General features: G+C 60.8%; 9 protein-coding genes. 4 read left to right on the top strand and 5 right to left on the bottom strand.

Features of this window, described 5'->3' with window-relative positions; all coding sequences use genetic code 11:
- The first annotated feature begins 112 nt into the window (after window positions 1–112).
- The 3 genes from GOV53_RS08675 to GOV53_RS08685 all read left to right on the top strand — a co-directional run bounded on the left by GOV53_RS08675 (window position 113) and on the right by GOV53_RS08685 (window position 4,944).
- Window positions 113–3,268, top strand: coding sequence for a valine--tRNA ligase (locus GOV53_RS08675; protein WP_170465453.1), 3,156 nt, complete (start codon window positions 113–115; stop codon window positions 3,266–3,268).
- 140 nt (window positions 3,269–3,408) lie between these two features.
- Window positions 3,409–4,572 (top strand): benzoate/H(+) symporter BenE family transporter, encoded by a 1,164-nt coding sequence (locus tag GOV53_RS08680; RefSeq protein WP_170465455.1) that lies wholly within the window; start codon window positions 3,409–3,411, stop codon window positions 4,570–4,572.
- A 39-nt stretch (window positions 4,573–4,611) separates the two neighbouring features.
- Window positions 4,612–4,944, top strand: coding sequence for a DUF1992 domain-containing protein (locus GOV53_RS08685; RefSeq protein ID WP_170465456.1), 333 nt, complete (start codon window positions 4,612–4,614; stop codon window positions 4,942–4,944).
- Between the two features lie 80 nt (window positions 4,945–5,024).
- On the opposite strand, the gene GOV53_RS08690 is transcribed toward GOV53_RS08685, so the two are convergent.
- Window positions 5,025–5,807: a crotonase/enoyl-CoA hydratase family protein gene (locus GOV53_RS08690; protein ID WP_170465458.1), complete on the bottom strand. Its 783-nt coding sequence runs from the start codon at window positions 5,805–5,807 to the stop codon at window positions 5,025–5,027.
- Between the two features lie 64 nt (window positions 5,808–5,871).
- On the bottom strand, window positions 5,872–6,942 hold the full coding sequence (locus tag GOV53_RS08695) for an SMP-30/gluconolactonase/LRE family protein (protein WP_170465460.1): 1,071 nt from the start codon (window positions 6,940–6,942) through the stop codon (window positions 5,872–5,874).
- Between the two features lie 94 nt (window positions 6,943–7,036).
- On the opposite strand from GOV53_RS08695, the gene GOV53_RS08700 reads away from it, so the two are divergent.
- Entirely contained in the window at window positions 7,037–8,146 is a 1,110-nt protein-coding gene (locus GOV53_RS08700) for a pyridoxal phosphate-dependent aminotransferase (protein ID WP_170465921.1), read from the top strand.
- 94 nt (window positions 8,147–8,240) lie between these two features.
- On the opposite strand, the gene GOV53_RS08705 is transcribed toward GOV53_RS08700, so the two are convergent.
- The 3 genes from GOV53_RS08705 to edd are packed head-to-tail and all read right to left on the bottom strand — an operon-like array spanning window position 8,241 to window position 11,924.
- Window positions 8,241–9,431, bottom strand: coding sequence for a pyridoxal-phosphate-dependent aminotransferase family protein (locus GOV53_RS08705; protein WP_170465462.1), 1,191 nt, complete (start codon window positions 9,429–9,431; stop codon window positions 8,241–8,243).
- 51 nt (window positions 9,432–9,482) lie between these two features.
- The gene (locus GOV53_RS08710; protein ID WP_170465464.1) at window positions 9,483–10,115 is read right to left on the bottom strand and encodes a bifunctional 4-hydroxy-2-oxoglutarate aldolase/2-dehydro-3-deoxy-phosphogluconate aldolase; all 633 of its coding nucleotides are present in this window, start codon (window positions 10,113–10,115) and stop codon (window positions 9,483–9,485) included.
- Window positions 10,116–10,118: 3 nt separating this feature from the next.
- Window positions 10,119–11,924 (bottom strand): phosphogluconate dehydratase, encoded by a 1,806-nt coding sequence (gene edd, locus GOV53_RS08715; protein WP_174823385.1) that lies wholly within the window; start codon window positions 11,922–11,924, stop codon window positions 10,119–10,121.

Raw genomic sequence — 11,924 nt, forward strand, 5'->3', positions numbered from 1 at the left:
TACGGGGCGAGACTAGCCTGCGGCAGGGTGATGTCCATAGGGGCCTTCCCCTTCTTGCACGCATTCGCTATTGCAGGCGCTGACCCAAGATTGATGACGCAGGACGCACCCGATGGCGATGGAAAAGACATTCAACGCGGCCGAAGCCGAGGCCCGCATCTACGAGGCCTGGGAACAGGCCGGAGCCTTCAAGGCAGGCGCGAACAAATCGCGCGACGAAAGCTTTACCATCATGATCCCGCCGCCCAACGTGACGGGCGCGCTGCACGTGGGTCATGCGTTCAACAACACCCTGCAAGACATCCTGACCCGCTGGCACCGTATGCGGGGTTTCGACACCCTGTGGCAACCTGGTCAGGACCATGCGGGTATCGCCACCCAGATGCAGGTGGAAAAGATGCTGATGCTGACCCAACAGCCGGGTCGGCGCGAGCTTGGGCGTGAGAAATTCCTTGAAAAGGTCTGGGAATGGAAGGCCGAATACGGCGGCACCATTATCGATCAGTTGAAGCGGCTGGGCTCGTCCTGTGACTGGTCCCGCAATGCCTTCACGATGGCTGGTGCGGCGGGTGATCCGCGCACGGGGCACGAGAACTCGGCCAACTTCCACGACGCGGTGATCAAGGTCTTTGTCGATATGTACGAAAAAGGCCTGATCTATCGCGGCAAGCGACTGGTCAACTGGGACCCGCATTTCGAAACCGCGATCTCGGACCTTGAGGTCGAGAATATCGAAGTCGCGGGCCATATGTGGCACTTCAAATACCCGCTGGCCGGTGGCGAGACCTATACCTATGTCGAAAAGGACGAAGACGGGAACGTCGTACTTGAGGAAGAGCGCGATTACATCTCTATCGCGACGACCCGCCCGGAAACCATGCTGGGTGATGGCGCGGTTGCGGTTCACCCCTCGGATGAGCGTTACGCGCCAATCATCGGCAAACTCTGCGAAATCCCTGTTGGCCCGAAAGAACATCGCCGTCAGATCCCCATCATCACCGATGATTATCCGGACCCAGAGTTCGGCTCGGGCGCGGTGAAGATCACCGGCGCGCATGACTTCAACGACAACCAGGTGGCCAAGCGCGGCGGCATCCCGATGTACCGCCTGATGGACACCAAAGGCGCGATGCGGGCCGATGGCGCGCCCTACGCCGACGAGGCGGGCAAGGCGCAGGAGTACGCGCGCGGCAAGGCGTTCACCGAGAACGAGATCGACGCGATCAACCTGGTCCCCGACCACCTGCGCGGCCTCGACCGGTTCGAAGCGCGCGCGAAAGTGGTGGAAGAGATCAACGCCGATGGTCTGGCCGTAATGACTCGCGCGGATGATCCGGTTCTGGGCACCAAGCTGGGCGAAGATGACGACCCGGCAGCCCTTGTGCCGCTGGTCGAGAGCAAACCGATCATGCAGCCCTTCGGCGACCGCTCCAAAGTGGTGATTGAGCCGATGTTCACCGACCAGTGGTTCGTGGACGCCGAAAAGATCGTCGGCCCCGCGCTGGATGCGGTCAAGGACGGCACGGTCAAGATCATCCCCGAGTCGGGCGAGAAGACCTATTACCACTGGCTGGAAAACATCGAGCCCTGGTGCATCTCGCGCCAACTGTGGTGGGGACATCAGATTCCGGTTTGGTATGGTCTCGATCTCTCGGCTGAGAACTTCAAGGACGACGAGAACGACGGCAACCTTGATCTGGTCGAGTTGGGCCGTTTGCTGAACGAAGGTGGCATGCTGCACCGTGGCAACGTCATGGAATGCGCAGCGAGCCTTGAGGCTGTTACTGAGAAGTTCCTCGACGACAACGCAAACATTCCAAGCCCGCTTAGCCACGCAACGGTCATCGAAGTCGCTGACAAGCACGAAGCGATCCATCAGTTCGCTGAGAGCCTGGCTCAGTACGCAGTTGATCAGGATCCAACCAAACTGGTCTACCCGGTCTGGCGTGATCCCGACGTCCTCGACACCTGGTTCTCCTCGGGCCTCTGGCCCATCGGCACGCTCGGCTGGCCCGAGCAGACCGAGGAGCTGGAACGCTACTTCCCCACAGATGTTCTGATCACCGGCGCGGATATTCTGTTCTTCTGGGTCGCCCGGATGATGATGATGCAACTGGCCGTGGTCGATCAGGTTCCGTTCCACACCGTCTACCTGCACCAGCTCGTCCGCGACGAGAAGGGCAAGAAGATGTCCAAGACCACCGGCAACGTGATCGACCCGCTTGAGATCGTGGACGAATTCGGCGCCGACGCGCTGCGGTTCACCAACGCTTCGATGGCGGCGATTGGAGGCGTGCTGAAACTGTCACGAGACCGCATCACCGGCTACCGCAACTTCGGCACCAAGCTGTGGAACGCCGTCCGCTTTGCCGAGATGAACGAAGTCTTTACCGACGCCGTTCCACAACTGGACGTGGTCGACCTGAAACCCAAAGCGGCTGTAAACCGCTGGATCATCGGCGAAACCGCCCGTGTGCGGGAAGAGGTCGACGCAGCACTTGAAAGCTACCGCTTCAACGACGCCGCCAACGGGCTTTATGCCTTTGTCTGGGGCAAGGTCTGCGATTGGTACGTGGAACTGTCGAAACCCCTGTTGCAGGGCGATGACGCCGAAGCACAGGCCGAGACCCGCGCGACTATGCGTTGGGTTCTGGACCAGTGCATGGTCCTGCTGCACCCGATCATGCCCTTCATCACCGAAGAGTTGTGGGGCCTGACCGGCGACCGCGCCAAGATGGTCGTCCACGCTGATTGGCCGACCTATGCCGCTGCCGACCTGATCGACGCCGATGCGGATCGCGAGATGAACTGGGTGATCTCGGTAATCGAAAACACCCGTTCCGCCCGTGCGCAGATGCGCGTTCCGGCTGGCCTCTACGTCCCGATGCTGGTGACCGAAATCGACGCCAATGGACAGGCCGCATGGGACCGAAACGAGGCGTTGATCAAGCGTCTGGCGCGGATCGACAGCCTGACCAAGGCCGATGAACTGCCCAAAGGCACCATCTCGATCGCTGCCCCCGGCGCGTCCTTTGGTCTGCCGCTGGCGGATATCATCGACATCGGTGCCGAGAAAGAACGGCTGGAGAAAGCCAAGGGAAAATTGGCCAAGGAACTGGGCGGCTTGCGCGGACGCCTGGACAACCCCAAATTCGTGGCCTCGGCTCCGGAAGAGGTGGTCGAGGAAGCCAAAGCCAATCTGGCCGCCCGCGAAGAGGAAGAAGCCAGGTTGAATGAGGCGCTGGCCCGGTTAGCCGAAATCGCCTGACCTTCGACCTATCTTTGAACTCACTCCAACAACCCCGCCGAGATGTTTTCGGCGGGTTTTTTTGTTCGTATGACTGCTTTTGTCTTGTTCTTAGAGGCTTGTGATTGTTAGCAAGTTGTCCAGATAACTCTGAGGCTGCGATGGCACGCGCTTTCCCCCCAATGCAAACGATCTCGACCGGCCTTGTGGTCGCGGTCGTTGGTTTTTTCAGCTCCTTCCCGATTGTGCTTCAGGGATTGGCCGCAATGGGCGCATCAGCGGCCGAGTCCGCGTCCGGCCTGATGATGGCCGCAGTTGCGATGGGGCTGGCTGCGATTGCCCTCAGCCTGTGGTTCAAGCAGCCGATTAGCGTGGCCTGGTCCACACCCGGGGCCGCCCTGCTTGCTGTTTCGGCCACTCCGCTGGCTGGGTTTTCTGACGCCGTCGGGGCGTTTCTGTGTGCTGGTGCGCTAACCGTTCTGGCCGGATTGTGGGGGCCGCTTGGACGGCTCGCAGCGGCCATCCCAACAACGCTTGCGCAGGCGATGCTGGGCGGGGTTCTGCTGCCGTTATGCATCATCCCCTTCCAGGCCGCAGTCGCCGTTCCGTGGCAGGCGCTACCCGTCATCCTGACGTGGTTCATCGCAGGGCGGGTCAACCGCCTGTTTGCGGTTCCCACCGCTGTGATCGCGGCGGCTATTGTCGTCGTTCTGAACGCTGGCGACAGTTCGGTCATGCCGGAACATCTGGTGGCCGCGCCAGTTCTTACGATGCCGACATTCTCGGTCGCCTCTGCAATCGGTATCGGCATACCTTTGTTCATCGTCACAATGGCCACGCAAAACATCCCCGGTATCGCGGTGATGCGCAGCTTTGGCTACGCGCCTCGGGCAGGCAATCTGTTCTCGGCGGTCGGCGGGGCCAGCATCCTGTCCGCCCCCTTTGGTGCCCCCGCCACCTGCCTTGCAGCGATCACTGCCGCCATGTGCTCAAACGAAGACAGCCACCCAGACCCGAACCAGCGCTATTGGTCAGCCGTAATGGCGGGCGGCTTCTACTGCCTGTTCGGCGTGTTTGCTGTTGCAATTACAGGTTTTGCCGCCCATGCGGACCCGTTGCTGATGGGCACGCTGACCGGTATCGCCCTGATCGGTGTAATGGCGAACGCCACGCACGCAGCCTTGGATGTACCCGCAGAGCGCGAAGCCGCCATTCTGACCTTTGCCATCACCGCATCGGGCATCACGGTCTTTGGTTTGGGCGCCGCCGTTTGGGGGTTGGCGGCGGGTGGTATCGCTTACGTGGTTGCAAACCGGCTCAGATGATCGCTTTTCCCTGCCGCACTGGTCGAGTACACTCATGCCATGTTGGGATCGTTTGGAAAACTGGTCGAACGTCAGATCAAAAAGGCGCAAGCCGAAGGTCAGCTGGACGGGTTGGAGGGTGAAGGTCAGCCTCTGCCAGATCGGTCGTCCGAAGCGCAAACCGATCCGGCGCTTGCCGCAGGTCATCGCATCATGGCGCAGGCAGGTGTTTTGCCCGAAGAGTTCGACATCAAGAATAAGCTGGACGCTGCGCGAAAAACCTATGCTTCTCAGACCGACCCGGAGGAACGCAAGGCAACAATGGCTCAAATAGCCGAGCTTGAGATGCGCTATAACATGGCGCGCGATGCAAGACGGGCCTTTTTACGTTAGAACCTTGTCGTAAACGTCTAATTCGACACCGAAATCGGGCAATCTGATTTCGGGCTCGCGAGATCGTACGGGCCTCATTTTCATTTGAATTCCGGCTTGCGTCCCTGCATCTGTGCGGCAATGACCTCCATTTGCTCCGGCTTCCCAATTAATGCGACCTGTTCCGAGGATTCCTCGGTCAAAACTTCAGTACGGGGTTGGGACTCGGCGACCTCGATCAGACGTTTAGCTGCCCGAATAGCCGATGGGCTTTGGCCCGCAATATCCTCGGCCAGGGCCAGCGCCTCGGTCAATGGATCATCGGAAAGCTTGGTGACCAACCCCCACTCTGCCGCCTGCGCAGCACCAATCGGACGCGCGGTGTAGGTCAACAGGCGCAGCACATCTGACCGAACCAGCTTTGGTAACAACACCATTCCGCCCATATCCGGGATCAGGCCCCATTTCATCTCCATCACCGACAGCTTTGCCTCGGGGTGGGCAATGCGAATATCAGCGCCCAACGCCAGTTGCAGACCGCCCCCGTAGGCGACACCCTGAATGGCGCAGATCACTGGCACTGGTACCCGCCGCCAGGTCAGAGCGACCTCCTGCACTTCGTTGGCGTCTTTGTGGCTGCGGGTCATCAACCATTCGGTCGGGTCTGAATGCGCCATCTGGGCAAAACTTGCCATGTCGAGACCGGCACAAAAACTTTTGCCTTCACCCGACAAGACCACGGCGCGCGCGTTCGAGGCCGCAACCTCCTGCCCTGCGGAAATGATCGCCTTGATCATCGCGTCATCCAGCGCATTCATTTTATCGCCGCGGGTCAGTGTGACATGGGCGATGTGATCTTTGTATTCGATGGAAACGCGTGACATTTTGGCCTCCCAACTCTGGTTAGGAGTACCATGCCCGGAAGGCCCGCTCAGTTCCACCTATACGTTAGGGCAGATCCGATGCAGGCATGCGCCCGAACCATGGCGAGTCCAGCGTCATCACATAGAGCTGGTCTCCGGCAATCTTTCCGCCGGTGGTAATGCCCACGCGACCACCGGGATCCTGCAGGTTCTGCAAAATCGTCCCGTCGCCGTCAAACTGAACAATCATCCCCCGATGGATCGGAGCCGGACGTACCATCGGCCCCAACCGCCAGATCACTTTGCGCAAAAACGGATACGGCATCAGTGCCTCGCTAGGGACTCGCGGACTGGCAAAGGCCATCCAATAGGTGCCGTCGCCCTGCGCTTCGATATTGTCGGGATAGCCGGGCAAATTAGCCAGCAGAACCTCTTGCTGGCCCGCCTTGGGGCCCGTCAGCCACAGTTTGTGTACCCGCGCCTGCCCGGTTTCAGCGATCAGCAGGAAATCTTCGTCGGGCGACAAGGCCACGCCATTGGTATAGACGAACCCTTCGGCCAGTTTTTCGGTCGTGCCATCGGGGGAATGGCGGGCGACATAGCCGGTGTCCGATTGCTCCCATATGGTCAGAACCGAGGTCGGCTTGGTCCCCCCCATGGTCTCGGGGTCAAATCGATCAGACGAATTCGAGAAATAGATCGTTCCGTCCTGGGCGACATCCAGCTGGTTTGCATAAATCACAGGCGCTCCGTCGATCTCGGCAACCACTGTTTCCAGCGTGCCGGGTCCGGTCCAACGCATTACGCCACGATAGCTGTCAGCAATATACAGCGCGCCGTCCGGTCCGGCCTTCAGGCCCAAGGGTCGAGCGCCCAGATCGTCAATCCTGACCGGTTCGGCCCCGTCAATCCGATAAAGCGCCCCCGACAACGATGTCGTATACACAGTTCCGTCCGGCGTGATCGCAATGTCTTCGGGACCAATCTGACCACCCGGCAAAGAGATCAGCTCCAATCCGTCCAATGCGTTGTTTTCCGCAAATTCACCTGCAAAACCGGGCGCTTTGGGCGGGTTCCACACCACAGGTTGCACAGGGACCGGCCAGAAGACCAGGTAAGCAAGTCCAACGATCAACAGACCCAAAACGATGCGCATGTACGCTCCTCCCTTTCGTGTTCGTCACAGAGTGCGAAGCATCCCTATGCAACGCAAGCTTGCCTGTCTTGTGACCTTGCGTTTATCTGCCCCCATGACTGAGCCTCGCTATACCCCGCTTGCCCAATCCCTGCCTGCAACTGTGCCGTTTGTCGGACCCGAAACACAGGAACGCCAGCGCGGTGCGCCATTCGTTGCCAGGCTGGGGGCGAATGAAAGCGTCTTTGGCCCGTCGCCTCGTGCCATTGCCGCAATGGCTGAAACGGCAATCTGGATGTATGGCGACCCCGAAAACCACGATCTGCGCGACGCTTTGGCGGATCATCATGGAGTTTCACCCGAAAACATTGTCGTGGGTGAAGGCATCGACGGGCTGTTGGGGTATCTGGTGCGCCTCATGGTTGGCCCCGGCGATGCGGTTGTCACTTCGGATGGGGCATATCCGACCTTCAACTACCACGTGGCCGGTTTCGGCGGCACGCTGCACAAAGTGCCCTATCGTGACGATCACGAAGACCCTGTGGCCCTGTTTGCCAAAGCCGCCGAAGTGGATGCCAAGCTGGTTTATCTGGCCAACCCAGATAACCCGATGGGCAGTTGGCATTCCGGTGCGGACATTATGAGCGCGATGGAAAACCTGCCAGACGGATGCCTGCTTGTGCTGGACGAGGCCTATGTGGAATGCGCGCCAGAGGGCACGGCCGCCCCGGTCGCCGCTGACGATCCTCGCGTGATCCGTATGCGGACGTTCTCCAAGGTTTATGGCATGGCGGGCGCGCGCGTGGGTTACGCCATCGCGGCACCCGGCCTGATCTCGGCTTTCAACAAAGTGCGCAACCATTTTGGCATGAACCGAACGGCACAGGCTGGGGCTCTGGCCGCTTTGCAGGATTCTGATTGGCTGGACCACGTCCAGACGAAGATCACCGAGGCCCGCACGCAGATCAGTCGGATCGCACGCGAGAACGGATTGATCCCTCTGCCCTCGGCCACAAATTTCGTCGCCATTGATTGCGGGCGGGATGGAGCGTTTGCCAAGGCCGTTCTGGACGCGTTGGTCGCACAGGGTATCTTTGTGCGCATGCCGTTTGCCGCACCGCAAAACCGAAGCATCCGTGTCAGCTGTGGTGAAATATCAGATCTTGAGGCTTTTGCGACAGCTTTGCCGCGCGCGTTGGCCGCAGCCAAGGCTCAAGCTGGCTGACCGCTCAAAAGGGGGGCTGTCTGCCCCCCATCGCGCCAGAGGCGCGACTCCCCCAGAAGGTATTTTTGGCCAGATGAAGAGGCGGGTTGCGCCCTTAGGCCACCAGCGCCGCAGCCGCAGCCTCAAGCGCGCCTTGGCCTCGGGGGATGTCCAGCGCCGCCATTGCTGTTTCAACGCCGCCCAACATTGCCATGACCATCTGCGCGTTGACATAGCCCATGTGACCAAGGCGGAAGCATCCGTCCCAATCCTCCATCCCCAGACCTATGCCGAGGGTCAGGCCCAGCTTATGCTCGGTGAATTCACGCAGGGGGGTGCCCCGCCCGTCTGTCAATCTCAGAGCGGTCACGGCATGGCTGCGATGCTTGCGATCAGCAACATTGATCTGCAGTGCGCCGCCCTGCGCCCAAGCCTCACAGGCCGCCCAAATTGCAGTTGCCAGACGTTCGTGGCGTGCCCAAACCTGCTCCATCCCCTCGGCAAGGATCAGGTCTAGAGCAGCGCGCAGACCATAGAGGTGATGCGTCGGTGCGGTGCCGTTGAAATACTGATAGAACAGCCCGGGGTTCGCTCTTGGCTGCCAATCCCAATATTGGGATACGCGCGGCATCGCGGCACGTTTGGCCTGCGCCTTGTCGTTGAAAAAGACGAACCCCGTACCGGCAGGCGTCATTAGCCCCTTCTGGCAGGCCGTAACCATGACATCGACACCCCAGGCATCCATTTCAAACTGGTCACACCCCAAGGAGGCGATGCAATCCGCCATCAAAAGCGCCGGGTGACCCAGATCGTCCAAAACGGCGCGCAGCGCCGGAATGTCGTTGCGGATCGAGCTTGAGGTATCAACGTGAACAGCCAGAACCGCCTTGATCTGATGAGCCTTGTCCGCGCGCAAGGCTTCGGCAATCCGGTCCAGATCCCAGGCCGAGGACGAGCCGAAATCGATCAGGTCGACCTTGGCGCCGATCCCCTCGGCCATTTCGGCCCAACCATGGGTGAACCGCCCCGAGGCCGGAGCCAGCACGGTTTCGCCGGGCGCGATCACGTTGGACAGCGCGGCCTCCCACGTGCCGTGACCGTTGGCGATATAGATCGCCACGGTGTGATCGGTGCGCGCCACGCGGCACAAATCGCGGGTCAGCGCGGGCATCATCTCGATCAGCTCGCCGTCGTAGATGTTCGGAGACGGGCGGTGCATGGCCTGTAACACAGCGTCCGGCATCACCGAAGGTCCGGGAATCGCCAGATACGTGCGCCCTTGCGCCAAAGATATTGGGTCTGTCATGGGATCAACCTGTAAGAATTGACGCCCACACTAGCGCAGCCTTTGGCGGCGTCAATCCATCAGCTTGGAGGCCGCGCGCGCAAGGTTTTCGATGCCCGCCCAATCGCCATCAATGACCATCTGTTTAGGCGCGACCCAGCTGCCACCCGCACACACCACATTGGACAAAGACAGGTAATCGCGTGCGTTTTCAGGCGACACGCCACCGGTCGGGCAGAACTTGATCTGCGGCAGAGGGCCTCCGATGGCCTTCAAAGCGGGCGCGCCACCCGAGGCTTCGGCAGGGAAGAATTTGAGCATGTCATAGCCCTTTTCCAGCAGGGCCATTGCCTCGCTTGCGGTCGCAGCACCAGGCAGAAGCGGCAGACCTTCAGCTTCACATGCCGCAATCAGTGCGTCTGTCGCGCCCGGAGACACACCAAACTGTGCGCCCGCCTCTTTGGCCGCCCTCACGTCTTCAGGCGTGACCAGCGTACCTGCACCGACGACGCCGCCCGAAACCGCTGACATGGCGCGGATCGCGTCCAGCGCTGCAGGGGTGCGCAAGGTGACCTCGAGCGCGGGCAGCCCGCCAGCGACAAGGGCTTCGGCCAACGGACGGGCCTGCGAGGCATCATCGACGACGAGGACTGGAACAATGGGGGCCAGAGCGCAGATTTCGCGCGTGCGCTGGGTTTTGGACATGGATTAAACTCCGAAAATACTGGCGCCGGTATCGGCGGATCCAACCGTTTGGCGGAAGGTGGAAAATAGGTCGCGCCCAACGCCATGTTGGTTGCCCGACAAATCGGCGACGGCTGGCGCGCGATCAAGAACGCCGGGGGTCAGGATCTCCAACTCGCCCTTCACCGCATCGACACGCAGGATGTCGCCATCCTGCAGGTAAGCGATCGCGCCACCGTCCAGCGCCTCGGGGCAGACATGGATGGCGGCGGGAACTTTGCCCGACGCGCCGGACATGCGGCCATCGGTGACCAGCGCCACCTTTTGCCCGCGCCCCTGAAGAATCGACAGGATAGGCGTCAACGAGTGCAACTCGGGCATGCCGTTCGCCTTGGGGCCCTGGAACCGCACGACGACGATGACGTCATCTGTGAACTCTCCGGCCTTGAAAGCGGCTTTGACATCATCCTGATCGTGGAACACACGGACCGAAGCCTCGACCACCTGATGCTCTGGCGCAACGGCTGAGACTTTCATCACTCCGGTCCCCAGATTTCCGGTCAGGCGCGACAAGCCGCCGGTGGGCTGGAACGGGTCTTTGGCCGAACGGACGATCTTTTCGTTCAGGCTGTGGCCTGCGCCATCTTCCCAGATCAGGTCGCCGTCCTTCAGCTTGGGTTCCTGCGTATAACGATGCAGGCCCTGCCCGGCGACGGTCAGCGTATCGGGATGCAGCAAACCGTCTTCCAGCAGGGTGCCGATACAGTAACCCAACCCGCCCGCGGCGTGGAAATGGTTCACATCCGCCAAACCGTTTGGGTAAACCCGCGCGACCAACGGCACCACAGCGGAGATGTCCGAAAAGTCTGCCCAATCCAACACGATACCGCCCGCGCGCGCCATGGCGATCAGGTGGATCAAAAGGTTGGTCGAGCCGCCCGTGGCCATCAGGCCGACGATGCCGTTTACAAAGGCGCGTTCATCCAGAATCTGGCACACCGGCGTATAGTGGTTGCCCAGCGCGCTCAGCGACAACGCGCGGCGCGCGCCTTCCTCGGTCAGCGCGTCGCGCAATGGCGTATTCGGGTTGACGAAGCTCGAGCCCGGCAGGTGCAGGCCCATGAACTCCATCAGCATCTGGTTGGTGTTCGCGGTGCCATAGAAGGTGCAGGTGCCCGGACCATGATAGGCGGCCATCTCAGCCTTCATCAAAGCGTCGCGGCCTACTTCGCCAGCGGCAAACTGTTGACGCACCTTGGCCTTTTCATCGTTCGGCAACCCGCTGGTCATAGGACCCGCAGGCAGGAACACCGCTGGCAGGTGGCCGAACGCCTGCGCGCCGATGATCAAACCGGGGACGATCTTGTCACAGACACCAAGGAACACAGCCGCATCATACGTGTTGTGGCTGAGCGCCACGCCCGTGGCTAAGGCGATCACATCGCGCGAGAACAGCGACAGCTCCATCCCCGCCTCACCTTGCGTGACGCCGTCACACATGGCAGGCACACCGCCCGCGACCTGAGCGGTGCCGCCCGCAGCGCGGATCGCGTCGCGGATCAAAGCGGGATAACGCTCGAACGGCTGGTGGGCCGAGAGCATATCGTTGTAGGCGGTCACAATACCCAGATTGCCCGCCGTGCCTGTGGCCATGGCCTGTTGATCTTCACCTGCACCTGCATAGGCATGGGCCTGACCACTGCAGGACAGATGCGCGCGCGCCGGACCTTTGGAGCGCGCGTGCTCCATCCGCTCAAGATGCGGGCCGCGCAGGTCGGCGCTGCGGTCGATGATTCGTTGAGTGACGTCGGTGATGACGGAATGAACCAT

The sequence above is a fragment of the Ruegeria arenilitoris genome (assembly GCF_013035315.1).
GTDB classification, from domain to species: Bacteria; Pseudomonadota; Alphaproteobacteria; order Rhodobacterales; family Rhodobacteraceae; genus Ruegeria; species Ruegeria arenilitoris_D.